A 17,061-nucleotide genomic window follows, 5' to 3' on the forward strand; every position below is an offset into this window, starting at 1 on the left:
TTGTTGTTGTCACTTCGTTTTCATCAAGCCGACTGGCGGCGCAGGCGTTCGGCGCGCGCCTTGTAGAGGGTGGACAGGATCACGGCGGCGCTGACCACCAGCACGGTCAACGTGGCGACCGCATTGACGCGGGGGTCGAGCCCCAGCCGTGCGCGCGAAAAAATCACGGTCGGCATGGTGGAATAGCCGGGCCCGGACAGGAAGCCGGACAGCACCACGTTGTCCAGCGACAGCGTGAAGGCCAGCAGCCAGGCCGAGACCAGCGCTTGCGCCAGGTTGGGCAGCGTCACGAGGAAAAATACCTGGTGCGGCTTGCAGCCCAGGTCCATCGCGGCTTCCGCATACGATGGATTCATTTCCCGCAAGCGCGACTGGATCACCACCGTGGCATACGCCATGCCCAGCACCGTGTGGCCGATGCACACGGTCGCCATGCCGCGCTGGGGAAAGCCGAACCACCGTTCGACCGACACCAGCATCAGCAGCAGCGACAAGCCGATGATCACTTCCGGCATCACCAGCGGCGCGCTGGCCATGCCGTTGAACAGCGCCCGTCCCGCAAAGCGGCGGTAATGGCTGAGGACAAACGCCGCCAGCGTGCCAAGCACCACCGATGCCGTGGCCGACAGCACGGCAATACGCAGCGACAAGCCGAAAGCGGCGCCCAGTTCCACGTCGGCCAGCAGCGCCGTGTACCACTGCCACGTAAAGCCCGACCACACCATGCTCTGGCGCGCGCTGTTAAAGGAAAACACGACCAGGACGGCAATCGGCAAGTACAGGAACGCATAGCTGGCCGACAGCCAGCCCTTGGACAGCAGGGTTTTCATGCGTTGTTCTCCTGCGAAGTTTCCTGATGCTTGCTGAACCACACGATCGGCAGCAGGATCATCAGCACTACCGCCACCGTCACGGCCGACGCCATCGCCCAGTCGTTATTGGTAAAGAATTCATCCCACAGCGCGTGGCCGATCAGGAAAGTCTCCGGGCCACCCAGCAATTCCGGGATCACGTATTCACCGATGCACGGAATGAAGACCAGCGTGGCGCCGGCCACAATGCCGGCTTTCGACAGCGGCACCGTCACGCGCCAAAACGTGGTCCAAGGCGTGGCGCCCAGGTCGCCGGCGGCTTCCAGGAAGCGGATATCCATCTTGACCAGGTTGGCGTACAGCGGCAGCACCATGAATGGCAGGTACGCGTACGTCATGCCGATCATCATCGACAGCGGTGTGTTCATCAGGTGCAGCGGCGCATCGATGGCGCCCAGCGCCAGCAACAGCTGGTTCAGCAAGCCGTCATTGGCGAGGATGCCTTTCCACGCATAGATACGCAGCAGGAACGATGTCCAGAATGGCAGCATTACCAGCATCAGCAAGGTCGGACGCCATTTTTCCTGGGCCCGCGCCATGAAGTACGCGAACGGGTAACCCAGCAGCAGGCAGCACACGGTGGTGGCGGCCGCATATTTCAGCGAACTGATATACGTCAGCACGTATAAATCGTCGTGCATGAGGAAGACGTAGTTGCTCAGCTTGACCGTGACGTGCAGCACGCCATCCGTGAAAGACGCCATGCTGCCCAGCAGCTGTCCCGGTTCCGTGCCCGCCACGCTGATGCGCAGCACCATCAGGAATGGCAGCAGGAAAGTCAGCAGCAGCCACGTGAACGGCATGCCGATTACCAGGCTGCGGCCATTCAGGCCGGGCAACAAAGCGCGCAGGCTGGCGATACGCTGCGTGGCGCCGGAGCGGGGCCGGCTCCCGGCCCCGCTTGCGGATGCGCAGGCAACACGCTCCCCCGCCTGCCCGGCCGGCAGGCAAATCATGTGTTGTTTCATCGGGATTCCTTAGTGAGTCAGGACTACCATCGCGTCGTCGCCCCAGCTGGCAAATACGGTATCGCCCCATTGCGGGCTGTCCGCCGCGTGGCGCTTGGCATTGGTGGCGCTGGCCTTGACTACCATGCCGCTGGCCAGCTGCAGGTGGTACACCGTGTGGCTGCCCAGGTAAGCCAGTTCCACCACCTTGCCGCGCACGCTGTTGTGGATGTGCGGCGGGCTGCTGCGGCTGACGTGGATTTTTTCCGGGCGCAGGCCCACTGTCACGGCCATGCCGGGATTGCCGCTGACGCCATGCCCGACGTAGTGCTGGCAATCGGCCGATGCCACCACCACGTGGCCGGGCGTGACTTCAGCCAGGGTGCCGTCAAACAGGTTGATGTTGCCGATAAAGTCGGCCACGAAGCGGCAATTCGGCGTTTCATAAATATCAGCCGGCTTGCCCACCTGCTGGATGCGGCCCGCGCTCATGACGGCAATGCGGCTGGCCATGCTCATGGCTTCTTCCTGGTCATGCGTCACCATCACGCACGTGACGCCCACCTGGTGGATGATGTTGACCAGCTCGCTCTGGGTCTTTTCGCGCAGCTTTTTATCGAGTGCCCCCAGCGGTTCATCGAGCAACAGCAGGCGCGGACGCTTGGCCAGGCTGCGCGCCAGCGCCACGCGCTGTTGCTGGCCGCCCGACAGCTGGTGCGGCTTGCGGCGCGCATACGCGCTCATTTGCACCAGCGCCAGCATGTGGCCGACCCGCTCCGCGATGTCCGGCTCCGGCACGCTTTCGCGGCGCAGGCCGAACGCCACGTTGTCGTACACGGTCAGGTGGGGAAACAGCGCATACGACTGGAACATCATGTTGATGGTGCGCTGGTAGGGCGGCAGGCCGGTGATGTCTTGCCCGTCCAGCAGGATGCGGCCCGACGTGGGCGTCTCGAAGCCTGCCAGCATGCGAAGCAAGGTCGACTTGCCGCAGCCGGAACTGCCCAGCAGCGCGAAGATTTCACCTTGCGCGATGCCGAGATCGATGCCATCGACAGCGTGCACGCCATCGAATGATTTGACCAGGTGGTCGATTTGCAGGTAGGGCGTGGTGGCGGCCGCGCGAGGCACGGCGGCCGCCGGTACTGCGGGAGGATTGCGCGTCATATTGAAACTCACTGTGTCAGGAATAACAAACCCGTCATTCCCGCGTGCGCGGGGATGACGAAACGGCGGGTTCAACGGCCGGTCTTAAACTGCTGGAACACCCGCGTCGCAATGCGCCGCATATCCACGTTCAGCGCCTTCGGCGCCACCATGTTTTTCATGTCCGCCTCGGACAGGAATATCGTGTGGTCCGCATTGAGCTCCGGTTTGATGTATTTGCGGCTGGCCGCATTGGGCGACGCATAAAACACCTTGTTGGTCAGGTTGGCCTGCACTTCCGGCCGCATGATGTAATTCATCCACAATTGCGCATTTTCCGGATGCGGCGCGTCGGCCGGTATCGCCATGGTGTCGAAGAACAGTACCCCGCCCGTCTTGGGCACCAGGGTCACGATGTCATTGCCATTCTTCGCTTCGATGGCGCGGCGGCGCGCCACGTTCATGTCGCCCGACCACGCGATGGCGGCGCACAGCGAACCGTTGGTCATGTCGCCGATATAGCCCAGGGTGCTGAACAGCGTGATGTATGGACGCACCTTGTTCAGCATGCGGCCCGCTTCCTGGTAGTCGGACGGATTTTGCGAAAACGGGTCTTTGCCGATGTACGCCAGTGCGGCCGGCAAGATATCCGATGGTGCATCGAGGAACGATACGCCACACGACTTCAGGCGCGACGCATACTTCGGGTCGAACACCAGGTCCCATGGGTTGTCCGGCATCGGCAAGTCGCCCAGCGCCGCCTTGACCTTGCCCGTATTGATCGACACGGTGGTGAAGCCCCACAGCCATGGCACCAGGTAGCCATTGCCGGGATCGAGCTTGGCCAGCTGCGACTGGATCATGGGATCGAGGTTGGCCAGGTTCGGCAATTTGCTCTTGTCGACCTTGCGCAGCAAGCCGGCCTGGATTTGCATTTGGCCCCAGTGCGCTGCCGGCACGACGATGTCATAGCCGGTCTTGCCCACCGTGAGCTTGGCATGCAGGATTTCATTGCTGTCGTACGTGTCGTAGACGACCTTGATGCCCGTCTCTTTCTCGAAGTTCCTGATGGTGTCGTCGGCAATGAATTCGGCAAAGTTAAAAACGTGCAGTACTTTTTCTTCCATCGCCAGCGCCGGCGCGGCAGCCAGCGCCAGCGCGGCAGCGCCCAGCAGCGCTGCCGTGGCGCGCTGGATGGCATGGGGCGGCTTCTTGGTCCAGTTTTTCATCATATGTCTCCTCGGGTTGTCGTGTTATGCCCAGCCGCGCTGTTTCAATTCCGCCAGCGTCTTGTCCAGTCCTGTCGTGATCAGGGCGATCATTTCGTCGATCTGTGCGCGCGTCATCGTCAGCGGCGGCGAAATCAGCAAGCGGTCGCCGGGGATTGTGCGGACGATGACGCCACTGCCGAACATGTGGGCGCGGCACAGCATGCCCACTTCCAGCGCGCGGTCGAACGGCACGTTGTCATGCACGGTGGCGCCTTTGTGCCTGACGAGATTCAATCCTCCCAGGAAGCCCACGGCGCCGGCATCGCCCACCAGCGGATGCTGCGCCAGCGCTTCGAAGCGCTGCTTCAGGTAAGGGCCCGTGTCGTCGCGCACTTGCGCCACCAGGTTTTCTTCTTCGATGATGCGGATGTTTTCCAGCGCCGCCACGCAGCCGATCGGGTGGCCGGAATACGTGAAGCCGTGATTGAATTCGCCGCCTTTCGCCATCAGCGCGTGCGCAATACGGTCGCCCACCAGCACGCCGCCCAGCGGCACATAGCCGGAGCTGACGCCTTTGGCAAACGTGATCAAGTCCGGCTGGATGCCGAAATAAGTGGAACCGAACCAGTGGCCCAGGCGGCCGAAGCCCGTCACCACTTCATCGGCCACCAGCAGCACGCCATATTTGCCGCAAATGCGCTGGATTTCCGGCCAGTAGGTCGGCGGCGGCACGATCACACCGCCCGCGCCCTGCACGGGTTCGCCGATGAATGCCGCCACCTTGTCCGCGCCCAGTTCCAGGATTTTGTGTTCCAGCCACGATGCCGCTTCCAGGCCAAACTGTTCCGGTGTCTTGCCGCGCCCTCCTTCCAGGTACGACGGCTGGCCGATGTGCACGATGCCGGCCAGCGGCAAATCGCCCTGCTGGTGCATGCTGGGCCAGCCGCCCAGCGATGCGCCGGCCATCGTGCTGCCGTGGTACGCGTTGTGGCGGCTGATGATGATCTTGCGTTCAGGGTGGCCCTGCTTGGCCCAGTAGTGGCGCACCAGGCGCACCACCGTGTCATTGCCTTCGGAACCGGAACCGGCAAAGAACACGTGGTTGAACTGCGGCGGCGAAATTTCCACCAGCTTGGCGGCCAGTTCCACTGCGGGCGGATGCGTCGTGTGGAAGAACGTGTTGTAGTAAGCCAGCCTGGTCATTTGCGCATGCACGGCGTCGGCAATGCGCTTGCGGCCGTAGCCGACGTTCATGCACCACAGGCCCGCCATGCCATCCAGCAGGCGCCTGCCTTCAGAATCCCACACATAAATATCTTCGCCTTTGACGATGACGCGGGAAATCTGCTGGTGCTTCTGGCTGTAGTCGGCAAATGGATGCAAGTGGTGCGCCGCATCGCTCGCTTGCAGGCACTGGGTATCGATGTGGTCATTCATGTTCATGGAGGGCTCCTTTCGGGGTGGCGGGTTATTTGATCAATTGACCAATTAATGCCATGGTAGGGACGCGAAATTATTAAGTCAAGTGATTAAATCTATCGACCGACTAATTTTTGTACCCATGTGCTAAGATGCGTGCCGTCCCCCGACTCTGGAGTTGCAGATGGCGCGTCCCAAAGGCACTGAAAAACGAGAACAGCTCAAGGAGCAAATCATTCGCGGCGCCGTCGAAGCGCTGGTGGAATCCGGCTTGGCGGCCGTGACCACGCGTAAGATCGCCGCCAAGGCGGAAGTCAACCTGGCCACCTTGCACTACTACTTCGAGAGCAAGGATGCACTGCTGATCGGCGCGCTGGAACAAATCATCAAGCAGATGAGCGACGCGTTGCGCGTCGGCCTGGCGGCAGGGCTGGATTTGAAAGCATGCATCGACAGTGTTGCGCGCAATTCGTGGCGGCTGATCCAGGAAACCCGCAATATCCAGATCCTACAATACGAATTGACCTTGTACACTTTGCGCAACGCGGAAGCCAGGGACCTGGCGCGCTTCCAGTACGACGCTTATTGCCGGCTGTATGAAGACGCATTCCGCCAGGGCCTGGGCCTGGCTGCGGACGCCGCCGCGCCGCACCTGGCCGACCTGGCGCGCTTCGTCGTGGCCGGGATGGATGGCTTGATCCTGCAATACCTGGTGGATCCGGATGAAGCGCGTTCGGAACGCGGCCTCAATCAGTTGATCAAGGCCACGCAGGCGCTGGCGGACAGCGCCGCTTAACTACGTGAGTTAATTCGTCGCCGGGATGTGCTGCGTGATGCAATGCACACCACCGCCGCCCCACGCCAGCGTGCGCGCCGGCACGCCGATGACTTCGCGGTCCGGATACAGCGCCTGGATCACGGCCAATGCAGCGGCATCGTCCGGCACGTTCGCTATCGGCACCACGATGCCGCCATTGGTGCGGTAGTAATTCGTATAGCTGAATGTCAGCACCTGGTTGCGCCCCACGGTAAAGCGCGGCTGCTGGTGGATTTCCACCAGTTCCAGCGCCCGCCCCCGTGCATCGGTCGCCGCTTCCAGCACGGCCTTGTTGGCCGCCATGCGCGCTTCATCGCCACGGCCGGTGCCGGGCGCCGTATAGATCAGCAGCCTGGCCGGCGCCACGTATGACGCCACCAGGTCGATGTGGCCATTGGTGATGTCGTCATATTCCAGGCCATACGGAATCCAGATCAATTTGCTGGCGCCATACGCCGCCAGCAGCGTGGCTTCGATCTGGCTCTTGCTCATGCCGGGATTGCGGTTGGGGTTGAGCAGGCATTCTTCCGTCGCGATCAGCGTGCCCTGCCCGTCCGTAATGACGGCGCCGCCCTCCAGCACCATTGCCACGTCCGTGTGCTCGACGCCAAGGTAGGCGCAGGCGCCCACCGGCATCACGTCGTCTTTATCGTACGGATATTTGTTGCCCCAGCCATTGAACTGGAAGTCGCGCCCCTGCAGGCGGCTGCGCTGCTGGTTCAACACGAAAATGGGCGCCGTATCGCGCGCCCAGCAATCATTGATCGGATATTCAATCACGGTAACGCCGGGGCCGCACATGGCAATGGCATCAGCCGCGCGGCCGGGATTGGCGATCATGATGACGGGCTCGAAGCGCGCAATGGCGTTGGCCACGGCCGCCACTTCGGCTTGCACGGCTTTCAGCTTGCCGCCCCACGCGTCGGACGGGTCCCACGGGAATGCCATCAGCGTTCCCGCGTGCGGTTCCCATTCGGCCGGCGCGCGCCACGATTCGCCGCTGCCGCCATTGCCGCCATTGCCCCGCGCCCCTGCCAGCGGCAATACCGCCAGTGCCGCCGCTGCCGCTGCTCCGGCGGCAAATTTGCGCCGTGACGGCGATGCCGGTTTGTCACTGCCCGCTGCTTTGACTGCTTTGCTCATGTTGCTGTCTCCTGGTTGGTTTTTTTGGAACAACGATGCTCACTACGTCAACGCAAAGCGGCGCCAGACCCGCTGCACCAGGCCACGGGCCGCTTTCCTGCTGATTGGGGATAGTGACGAGCATTCTGTGCCGGGGCATGGCACGCCGTAAAACGAACGATATTGCTCAATGCATCAATTATTTTCATAGCTTGCAAATCGCCGCGGCATGGACTATTCTTAATTGTACCGATCGGTACATATTTATCCATTCAGTACAAAACTCACTGCAAAGAAAGGCTATCCCATGTCCCTCCGTCCTCCGCTGCCCCCGTTTACCCGCGACACCGCAATTGAAAAAGTCCGCCTGGCGGAAAACGGCTGGAATACCCGCGATGCGGAAAAAGTCGCGCTGGCGTACACCGAAGACAGCTGGTGGCGCAACCGGGGCGAATTTGCCCACGGCCGCGCGGAAATCACCGCCCTGCTCAAGCGCAAGTGGACGCGCGAACTCGATTACCGGCTCGTCAAGGAATTGTGGGCGCATGACGGCAACCGCATTGCCGTGCGCTTTGCCTACGAATATCATGACGACTCTGGCCAGTGGTTCCGCGCCTATGGCAATGAAAACTGGGAATTCGACGAGCATGGCCTGATGCATCACCGCCATGCCAGCATCAACGAACATCCGATCAACGCATCCGAGCGCAAGCTGTTATGGGATACCAGCGGCCCGCGCCCGCTGGACCACCCCGGCCTCACGGCACTGGGTTTTTAAGGAAACGATATGGCAAGACTGGTCGCCGAGCGCGAAGACGTGGTGCCACTGCTGGCGGAAGTGTTCCGCCGCTACGGCTTTGAAGGCGCCACCCTGGCGCGCATCACGGAAGGCACGAAACTGGGTAAAGGCAGCATTTATCATTTTTTCCCCGGCGGGAAAGATGACATGGCGGAAGCCGTGCTGGCCCTGATCGACGACTGGTTTGCCGCCAACGTGTTTGCGCCGCTGCGGGGCGGCGATGCGCAGGGTGCGATTACCCGCATGTTTGACGAAACGCGCCGCTATTTCGACGCGGGCAACAAGGTGTGCCTGGTCGGCATGTTCGCGCTGGGCCATGAACGCGACCGTTTCTCCAGCCGTGTGCAGGGCTACTTTAAAGCATGGATCGACGCGCTGGCCGGTGCGCTGCGGCATTGCGGCCACGGAGCCAGGGAAGCGCGGCAACTGGCCGAAGAAACCGTGGCGGGTATTCAGGGTGCGCTGGTATTGGCGCGCGCACTGCAAGAGCCGAAGACTTTCGAAGCGGCGCTGGCGCGCCTGCAGGCAAGGCTGCAATGACGTTGCATTGAGCGGCCGCGCTTATTTGCGCCGGCGCGACAGGATGAATTTTTCCAGTTCGGCGCGCGCGTGTTCGATGTGGTGCTTCAACAGCGAAGCGGCCGCCCGCACTTCGCCCGCCTTGCACAGGCGGACCAGTTCTTCATGCTCTTCTTCCGCGCGCTGGCAACTCTCGGCGCTCAGCGACAATTGCAGGCGCGTATAGCGGTCAGTCTGCTGCAGCAACGTCGTGACGATCGCCGCCGTGCGGGGCTGGTCGGCGCGCGACATCAGCAAATTATGCACCTGGGTATTCAATTCGCCCCAGCGCGTGGGGTTTTGCGCGTGCAGCTCTTCCTTGTATTCCGCGAGGATGGTGTCGAGCTGCGCGAAGTCGGCCGGCGTGAGGCGGGGGACGGATTTTTTCAGCAGCAGCGGTTCCAGCAGGACCCGCAGCATGAACAGTTCATTGATTTCTGCGACGGACATTTCCGACACCACCGCGCCCTTGTGGGGCACGATGCGTACCAGTCCCTCGCCTTCCAGCTGCACCAGCGCTTCGCGCACGGGAATGCGGCTGATGCCCAGCTCGGCGGCCAGCGCATCTTGCCGCAATTGAAACCCTTCCGGCAATTCGCCCGCAATGATCTTGCGGCGGATCGCGTCGGCGGCCTGCTCCGCAACGGTGGTAACGGCGAGGCCAGCGGCCAGGGCTGAGGTAGTCATTGCGGCGGAACTTCCAGTGTCTGAACGGTATAAATTATATCATTCAGACACGGCGTCCCAGCGCAGGCCAGGCCACTACTCAGGCAACGACTTCCTTCGACCACGTGGCGTACCACGTCTTGAACAAGTCATACTGGGTTTCCGCATAACGGCGCTGCGCATCGCTCAGCACATCCGTTTCATTGAAGTGCAGCGTGTATTCCTTGTCGCCGTTCAGCACCATCAAGTGCTTGTAGTACAGCACCAGGTCCGTGCCTTCGTCGAACGACGACAGCACCGCCAGTGCCGACTCCAGTTCGCGCGCCTGGCGGCGGGCAGTGACGTCGCCTTTCGCGGCCTTGCGGCACAGGTCCACCAGCAGCAGCACTTCGCGCGGCAGCGCATTGCCAATGCCGGTGATGGCGCCCGTTGCACCGCAATTCACAAAGCCGTGGAACACTTGCGTATCGACGCCGGCCATCAAGGTCACGCTGTCATCCTGGCTGGTGATGTGTTCCGCAGCATAGCGCATGTCGGCGGCGCCGCCGAATTCCTTGAAGCCGATCAGGTTCGGGTATTGGGCGCGCAGTTCGAAGAACAGGTCGGCGCGGGTGGCGAAGCCGTAGTACGGGCTGTTGTAAATCACGGCCGGCAGCGCCGGCGCGGCTTCCAGGATGGCTGCAAAGTGCGCCTTTTGCGCGGCGGGCGAAGCGCCGCGCGACAGCACGCGCGGGATCACCATCAAGCCTTGCGCGCCGACTTTCGCCGCGTGCGCGGCGTGCGATACCGCTTCTTTCGAATTCACGGCGCCGGTGCCGACGATGGTTGGAATGCCGGCCGCCACCAGGCGCGCCACGCCTTCCTGGCGCTGCGCTTCCGTCAGCAAGGGCCAGTCGCCCATCGAACCGCAATACACGACAGCACTCATGCCCAGGTCAATCAGCTCACGGCCTTTGGCAACCAGCGCATCGAAATCCGGCGTGCGGTCGGCTTTGCATGGGGTCATCAGGGCGGGAATGGTGCCGGTAAAGATGTTGCTCATCATGATTCCTTCAATGGTTTGTTGGATGGGTTCTGGATGCGGGTAGCAAGTCCGTGGAAACATCATACACGAATCGAATATTTTATACAAAATGATTCTTCGAAAGGCTGCAAAATTTTTATAAAGCTTTGTTTTATAAGTATTTTCTTAAATTGAAAAATTTTCGAGTTCCGCAATTTTTCAATTTTACCGGTATGGGCGCCGGTCCGGAGTGACTCGCACGGCCATGCTTTTGGCTCGCCAAAGCATGCCGAATTTACCGACCCGCAGCGGATTTCAAACTAAGATCGAGGGCGTGCTGTATGAATGTTTTGACACCATTTATTATAAAAATACTCATCGAGACACCCTATGGAGCAGCTCAGCGTTCATGCCGCCCTGGCCGGCAAACGTATCCTGATTACCGGCAGCACGGGCTTCCTGGCGAAGGTGGTGCTGGAAAAACTGATACGCACGGTACCGGACCTCGGCGGCATCATCTTGCTGATCCGCGCGGCGGACGGCGTTGATGCCCGCCAGCGTTTTGAGCGCGAAGTGGCGCCGTCTTCCGTGTTTGAACGGCTGCGCGCGGAACGTCCCCACTTCCTGCAAGACTTCTTTGCCGAACGGATTGAATGCGTGACGGGCGACGTGACCGAACCGGGCTTCGGCATGCGCCCTTCCGCCTTTGCATCACTGGCGCGCCGCGTCGACCTGGTCATCAATTCCGCCGCCAGCGTCAACTTCCGCGAAGCGCTGGACGTGGCGCTGGCCATCAATGCGCTCAGCGTGCGCCATATCGCGGAACTGGCGCGCGCCGCGCACGCACCGCTGATTCAGGTGTCGACGTGCTACGTCAATGGCTACCACAAGGGCGACATGCATGAATTGATCGTGGCGCCGGCCAAGGGCGCGATCACGCGCCACCCGGAAGGCCACTATGACCTCGACAGCCTGCTGCAGCGGCTGGGACACCGCATGGCGCAAGTCAAGGCGGAAACCAGCGATCCGAAACGGCTGGCGCGGCGCCTGACGGACCTGGGACTGGCGGAAGCGCACTATTACGGCTGGAACGATACGTACACGTTCACCAAATGGATGGGGGAGCAGCTGGCCATGCACCACATGCGGGGCCGCGCCATGACCATCGTGCGCCCATCCATCATTGAAAGCACGCTGCAAGAGCCGGCCCCCGGCTGGATTGAAGGCGTCAAGGTGGCCGACGCCATCCTGATGGCCTATGCGCGCGGCAAGACCAGCTTTTTCCCGGCCAAGTCCGGCGCCGTGGTCGATATCATCCCGGCCGACCTGGTGGCCAACGCCATCACGCTGGCTGCCGCCGAAGCACTGGCAACACCGCCCGCGCAGCGCATCTACCAGTGCAGCACAGGGTCGAGCAATCCCATTTCCGTCGGCGGCGTGATTGACCGTTTCACGACCGAGGCGAAACGCAACTGGCGCAATTACGAGCGCCTGTTTTACCGTGCACCCAAACATGACTTCACGGTGGTGAGCCGCCCTGCCTTCCTGCTGATGCTGCGCACCAGCGGCGCGGCGGCGGCGGCATGGAGCAGCGTACGGCGCGCAGTGGGCGCCGGTCCGTCGCCCGCGCTGGAAAAGGTGCGCACAACGCGCCTGCTGGCCGTCACCTTCTCGTTTTACACGGCGCCGCAATACCGCTTCCACAACACGCGCCTGATGGCGCTGGCGGCACGTTTCGGCAACGAAGACCTGCAGCGCTACCCGGTCGATGCCCGCATCATCAACTGGAACGACTACCTGGGACGTATCCACATGACAGGCTTGAACCGGTACGCACTGCGCCCCCGTTCGCCGGGCAGCACGGCGGCGGCAATGCAGGCCGCACCGCAGCCATCGGCCCCTTTGGAAATGCACACATAAAACAATACGGCCGACGCGGCAGCTATGCACGATATGCGTACGATAAGCGGCGCGGCCAAGGAGACAGCAGCAATGAATCAGCACCGGCAAGCCGCCGCGCCCATGACGCGGCGCGACTATGCGTGGTACCGCATGGATACCGACAACAACATCATGGTCATCAACAGTATCCTGCTGTTCGAAGGCCAGGTGGACATGGAGCGCCTGGTATCGACCATCGCCCAGCGCCTGCCGAACTATCCGCGCTTCACGCAGAAAGTCGAATTGCGCTATGGCCGCCCGCACTGGGTGGAAGACCAGCAATTCAATATCGAAGACCACATCGAGCTGCAGCAGATGGAGCACGATGCCAGCCTGACCCGGGAAGAATTGCAAGCGCACTTGACCCGCCTGGCGCACCAGCCGCTGAAGGGCGGCCGTCCGCTGTGGCACATGACGGTGCTGGACCACGTCAACGGCGGCCACGCCATCGTGTTCCGCGTCCACCACTGCATCACGGACGGGCTGGGACTGGTGCACGTGCTGAACCACTTGACGGACGATAACGGCTTGCACAGCCGCACGCCCTCGCCGGCCAACCATCCACACCGCGCAACGGTGGTGCAAAACGCCGTGTGCTCGGCACTGGTGCGGGCTGTCTCGCACATGAAAATCGCGTTCCACGTGACGCGCCTGTCGATGCTGTGGCCCGATGCCCGCACGCCGCTGAAAAACCCGATGTATGGCGAAAAGCAGCTGGTCTGGCTGCCGCCGCTGCAAATGGAGCGGGTGCGCGCGATGAGCAAGCGGGTTGGCGTGACATTGAACGACGTGTGGGTGGCGGCGGTTTCCGGCGCCTTGCGCACCTACCTGGAACAGAAGGGAGAACACGTCGATGGCCGCGCGCTGCGCGCGGCCGTCACGTTCAATTTGCGCGAAAAGGCGAACGCCTTCCAGCTGGGTAACGAGTTTGGCCTGGTGGCCGTGGATTTGCCGACCAACGTGGGCGACGCCACCACGCGCCTGCAATTTGCCAGCGAACGCATGACCGCCATCAAGCGCTCGCACCAGCCGCGCGCCACGATGGCGTTCCTGTCGATCGCCGGCTGCCTGCCCGCTGCCCTGCAGCGCTTTGCGCTGAACCTGTTCACGTCCAAAGGTTCCGTCGTGCTGACCAATATCGAAGGCCCGGGCGGACGCCGCTACCTGGCGGGTTCGCGCATGACGGACTTGATTTGCTGGGTGCCGCAAGCGGGCAGGCTAGGCGTCGGCCTCGCATTTATTTCCTACGCGGGCCAGATCCAGCTGGCGCTGTTCGTTGATAAAGAACAGATTCCCGACCCTGAACGCTTGATGCAACTGACATACGCTGCCTTCGATGAACTGGAAGTAGCGACGCGTGAACTGGTGCCGGAACAGGAAGGCGAAGCCGTCATGTTGAGCGAAGCGCGGCGCGCGTAACCATTGCAGTGCGTAGCGTCCAGGACAGCGCAACGGTTGCGGAAAATGTCATCCGCAACCATTTGCAAAGCGCGTGGTTTACGCCACAGTTTATTAATGAAATTCCACGAGTTATTGCTATTAAGAAAGCAAGGGGCTATGATTGACTTGTAAATTAGACCCAACCAATGTCTGGTTTATATTTAACAATCTTAATTGAAAACCATGCTGCTCAATGAGCCCATCGCCGTCCCGATCCGCAAAGGTCCGCCACGGCCCCAAGATGCCATAGCTCCGATTCCGGCGGTGGCCAAGCCACACGCGATGACCGACATCGACGACATAGGCGACGCGCTGACTCTGCTTTCGGAAAGTGGCGATGCGATTTCCATGTATGCGCCCGGCAACCGTGACGCCATGCTGGGACGTATCCTGTCTGTCGATCCCGAATTGCCGCACTTCGTCATGGAAATGAACCAAGGCGTGACTTTGCCGCCCGGCCCCATCACGTTTGTCGCGTGGCTGCGCACGGCGAAGCTGCAATTCAAGCTGACCGACAAGGCGTGGCAGTGCGCCCCCGGCAAACCGCATTTGATTCCCATGACCTTCCCGGAATCGTGCGACGTGCTGAACCGCCGCGAATCGGAACGGCTGGAAACGCCGCTCGGCGCCAACTTCATGGCGACGTTCGTGATGAACGGGAACCCGTATGAATTGCCGCTGCATGACTTCTCCCTGGGCGGTGTCGGCCTGCGCTGTGCAAAGAAAGATGCGCGCGGACTGATCAAGGGCCGCAAGCTGGTGGAAGTGCGGCTGGACCTGGGACCGGACACCGTCATTATCGCCGACATGGAAATCCGCCTGACCCGTTCGTACCGCTCGTTCCTGCTGGGCGAGCAGCTGCACGTCGGCTGCAAGTTCATCAACCTGCCGCCGGAAATGGAAAGCAAAATTTCCGTGCTGCTGGACAAGATGAACAAGGACCCGCGCCGCCGCTAATCATCTGCGCCGTGACCGCAGGCGCCATCCCGTGCGGTCACAGGGCAAATTCAACAGCCAGCCGCAGCGTGCGAACGCCGCTGGACAGCGTCTCCCGGCGCGTGTCATGGCGGCCATCGCCAAATGCCACAACGTCGAAGGTCTCCGGGCGCAGCACGTTCGATGCAGCCGCGCGCAGCACCACGCCGTTCGACAGGGGCCAGCTGCCATGCACGTCCAGCTTGCGCACGGTGGCGGACTGGCGCCACTGCGCCGCCGACGTGCGGACCACGCCGCCTTGCTCCAGGTTCCAGTTCAATCCCGCCGCCGCACCCGCGCTGAAGCGGTAGTCCAGGCCAGCATTGGCCACCAGCGGCGCCTGCGCGCCGAGCCGGTTGCCCGGCCCCGCTATCGCCTGCACATGCGACCAGTTGCGCGACAGCGCCACACGTGCCGTCACGCGCGCACTGACAGTCTGCCGCCAGTCCAGCTGCATGCCGCGGGCGGTGGCATTGCCCCCGTTGCCTGGCGCCGACACCCATTTGCCGGCGTCCTGGAACAGCACCGGCTGGATCACACCGTCAATGCGGCGCAAATAGAACGACACGCTGGCCATGCTGTCCTGCCCCAGGTAGGTTTCATACGCGCCATCGGCGCCCCACGCCAGTTCCGGCCGCAATTGGGGATTGCCCTGCACGTCGGGATTGGCCGCACTATTGCCATTGTTGACGGTGAAACGGCGCGGCACCAGGTCCCGTGTCTCGGGCGCCTTGTAGCTGCGTGACAGCGCCATCCGCAACTGGTCACGGGTGGCCGGCACGCGCCAAAGCAGGTGCGCGACGGGACTCCACACGCTGGAGCGGCTGCCGGCCGGCGCCAGGGCAACGCCATCCGTCAAGGTGCGCAAGCCTTCCCAGCGCAAACCGATATACGTGTCCAGCGCAGGCGACGGCGACCATTCATCCTGCACAAACAGGGCCAGGCGCCGCACGCGCGCAACATAGCGCTGATCGAGCATCCCGAGCGGCTCGCCCGCCGCACTGGCATCGTCCTGGCGGCGCGATTCGCCGCGCCGCGCCAGCGCGCCATCCCAGCCGGCGGCCAGGCCATGTCCCGCTCCACTTCCAAAGCGCAGCTTACCCATGGTGCTGGCGCTGCTATCGTCCGCATGCGACAGCACGCGGCGCAGCCACAGGGGTTGGCCCGTCATGGCGCTGCCCGTAAACAGGTAGTCGCCGCCGCGCCGGTAGTGCGCCATCCCGGCCTTCCATTCCAGCCGCGCCGCGCCGCCCAGCTGGCTGCTGCCGCTTAAGTCGCTGCGCAAGGCCGCCGTGTGCGCGTCGGCGGCGTAAGCATTGCGCGGGTAGTCGCCGGGCTCGCCGGCCAGCACCGTCTCTTGCGCCCAGCCCTGGTTATGGCTGCGCCCTGCTTCCAGCAGCCCTTGCCAGGAAAGCGCCGCGCCGCCGCCCAGTTTCCAGTTCAGGCGCGGCGCCAGCCCCAGCCGCAGGTTGCGCGCCCGGTCCGATTCCGCCGTGCGGCGCTCGCCCGACAGCGTGCGTTCGTCCACTGCGCTGCTCCCGGCACGCAAACTGCGCGCCACCTGGACTGCCAGGTTGCCGGAGACGTCCTCCCCGGGCCGCGCCAAGTCCAGCGACGCTTCCGGCGCCCACCCGGCCGCGCCACGCGCGCCTGCCAGCGCCACCTGCGTACGGGCCCGTCCCGACGATTTGCGCAAAATGATGTTGATGCTGCCGGCAATTCCCTGGCTGCTGCGGTCGGCGCTTGCGCCATGCTGGATTTCAATCCGCTCAACCAGTTCGGGCGCGAGGCTATCCGGAGAAAATCCCGGCGCAGCGGGTTCGCCATTCAACAGCAGCAGCGTGCGCCCGCCGCCCATGCCGCGCAACCGGACCTGGCCGCCGCTCACGGTCACGCCAGGCTGGCGGCGCAGCGCATCGGCCACGGTGGCGTCGCCATAGTCCACCAGTTCATCCCGCGTCACGATGACGCGGCCGGTGCTGTCATCGCGGCGCTGCTGCATGGCGCTGGCCGCCCTCACTTCAACTCGCGGCGCCGCTTCTTCAGCGTCCGCGCACAGGGGAAGGAACAACAGGGAAAGGAAAATTCGCATCGTTATGACTCGCAGGTAGAAGGAACGACGCGCATTGTCTGCGCCGCCCGCGG

Annotated in this window: 15 protein-coding genes; 6 read left to right on the forward strand and 9 right to left on the reverse strand. The window is 62.6% G+C overall.

Annotation, left to right across the window (positions count from 1 at the left end; translation table 11 throughout):
- Nucleotides 1-23: 23 nt before the first annotated feature.
- The 5 genes from GM668_RS06290 to GM668_RS06310 form a co-directional block, all read right to left on the reverse strand.
- Nucleotides 24-830 (reverse strand): ABC transporter permease, encoded by an 807-nt coding sequence (locus GM668_RS06290; protein ID WP_155438073.1) that lies wholly within the window; start codon nucleotides 828-830, stop codon nucleotides 24-26.
- The gene (locus GM668_RS06295) at nucleotides 827-1,840 is read right to left on the reverse strand and encodes an ABC transporter permease (protein ID WP_371868643.1); all 1,014 of its coding nucleotides are present in this window, start codon (nucleotides 1,838-1,840) and stop codon (nucleotides 827-829) included. Before GM668_RS06295 ends, GM668_RS06290 begins: the two co-directional genes overlap by 4 nt.
- A 9-nt stretch (nucleotides 1,841-1,849) precedes the next feature.
- Nucleotides 1,850-2,986 (reverse strand): ABC transporter ATP-binding protein, encoded by a 1,137-nt coding sequence (locus tag GM668_RS06300; protein ID WP_155438074.1) that lies wholly within the window; start codon nucleotides 2,984-2,986, stop codon nucleotides 1,850-1,852.
- A gap of 71 nt (nucleotides 2,987-3,057) precedes the next feature.
- A complete protein-coding gene (locus GM668_RS06305) occupies nucleotides 3,058-4,197 on the reverse strand; it encodes a polyamine ABC transporter substrate-binding protein (protein WP_371868644.1) in 1,140 nt (379 codons plus the stop codon).
- A 21-nt stretch (nucleotides 4,198-4,218) separates the two neighbouring features.
- Nucleotides 4,219-5,613: an aspartate aminotransferase family protein gene (locus GM668_RS06310; protein WP_371868649.1), complete on the reverse strand. Its 1,395-nt coding sequence runs from the start codon at nucleotides 5,611-5,613 to the stop codon at nucleotides 4,219-4,221.
- Between the two features lie 166 nt (nucleotides 5,614-5,779).
- Between GM668_RS06310 and GM668_RS06315 the strand changes: the two genes are divergently transcribed.
- Nucleotides 5,780-6,391: a TetR/AcrR family transcriptional regulator gene (locus tag GM668_RS06315; protein WP_155438076.1), complete on the forward strand. Its 612-nt coding sequence runs from the start codon at nucleotides 5,780-5,782 to the stop codon at nucleotides 6,389-6,391.
- Between the two features lie 9 nt (nucleotides 6,392-6,400).
- Here GM668_RS06315 and GM668_RS06320 read toward each other — a convergent pair whose 3' ends face one another.
- A complete protein-coding gene (locus tag GM668_RS06320) occupies nucleotides 6,401-7,555 on the reverse strand; it encodes an agmatine deiminase family protein (RefSeq protein ID WP_155438077.1) in 1,155 nt (384 codons plus the stop codon).
- Between the two features lie 286 nt (nucleotides 7,556-7,841).
- Between GM668_RS06320 and GM668_RS06325 the strand changes: the two genes are divergently transcribed.
- Together GM668_RS06325 and GM668_RS06330 are read left to right on the forward strand one after the other, a co-directional pair.
- On the forward strand, nucleotides 7,842-8,312 hold the full coding sequence (locus GM668_RS06325; RefSeq protein ID WP_155438078.1) for a nuclear transport factor 2 family protein: 471 nt from the start codon (nucleotides 7,842-7,844) through the stop codon (nucleotides 8,310-8,312).
- Nucleotides 8,313-8,321: 9 nt separating this feature from the next.
- Nucleotides 8,322-8,873, forward strand: a complete 552-nt coding sequence (locus GM668_RS06330) for a TetR/AcrR family transcriptional regulator (RefSeq protein ID WP_155438079.1) — start codon at nucleotides 8,322-8,324, stop codon at nucleotides 8,871-8,873.
- A 21-nt stretch (nucleotides 8,874-8,894) separates the two neighbouring features.
- Here GM668_RS06330 and GM668_RS06335 read toward each other — a convergent pair whose 3' ends face one another.
- A complete protein-coding gene (locus tag GM668_RS06335; protein WP_155438080.1) occupies nucleotides 8,895-9,578 on the reverse strand; it encodes a GntR family transcriptional regulator in 684 nt (227 codons plus the stop codon).
- A gap of 79 nt (nucleotides 9,579-9,657) precedes the next feature.
- Nucleotides 9,658-10,602 (reverse strand): dihydrodipicolinate synthase family protein, encoded by a 945-nt coding sequence (locus tag GM668_RS06340; RefSeq protein ID WP_155438081.1) that lies wholly within the window; start codon nucleotides 10,600-10,602, stop codon nucleotides 9,658-9,660.
- A 348-nt stretch (nucleotides 10,603-10,950) separates the two neighbouring features.
- On the opposite strand from GM668_RS06340, the gene GM668_RS06345 reads away from it, so the two are divergent.
- The 3 genes from GM668_RS06345 (at nucleotide 10,951) to GM668_RS06355 (ending at nucleotide 14,898) form a co-directional block, all read left to right on the forward strand.
- Complete coding sequence (locus GM668_RS06345; RefSeq protein ID WP_155438082.1) at nucleotides 10,951-12,480, forward strand: fatty acyl-CoA reductase; 1,530 nt, start codon at nucleotides 10,951-10,953, stop codon at nucleotides 12,478-12,480.
- 72 nt (nucleotides 12,481-12,552) lie between these two features.
- Nucleotides 12,553-13,920, forward strand: a complete 1,368-nt coding sequence (locus GM668_RS06350; RefSeq protein ID WP_155438083.1) for a wax ester/triacylglycerol synthase family O-acyltransferase — start codon at nucleotides 12,553-12,555, stop codon at nucleotides 13,918-13,920.
- A gap of 204 nt (nucleotides 13,921-14,124) precedes the next feature.
- Entirely contained in the window at nucleotides 14,125-14,898 is a 774-nt protein-coding gene (locus GM668_RS06355; RefSeq protein ID WP_155438084.1) for a flagellar brake protein, read from the forward strand.
- 37 nt (nucleotides 14,899-14,935) lie between these two features.
- On the opposite strand, the gene GM668_RS06360 is transcribed toward GM668_RS06355, so the two are convergent.
- On the reverse strand, nucleotides 14,936-17,008 hold the full coding sequence (locus tag GM668_RS06360) for a TonB-dependent receptor plug domain-containing protein (RefSeq protein WP_155438085.1): 2,073 nt from the start codon (nucleotides 17,006-17,008) through the stop codon (nucleotides 14,936-14,938).
- Nucleotides 17,009-17,061 lie beyond the last annotated feature (53 nt).

The sequence above is a fragment of the Pseudoduganella ginsengisoli genome (genome assembly GCF_009720865.1).
Classification (GTDB): Bacteria; Pseudomonadota; Gammaproteobacteria; order Burkholderiales; family Burkholderiaceae_D; genus Rugamonas; species Rugamonas ginsengisoli.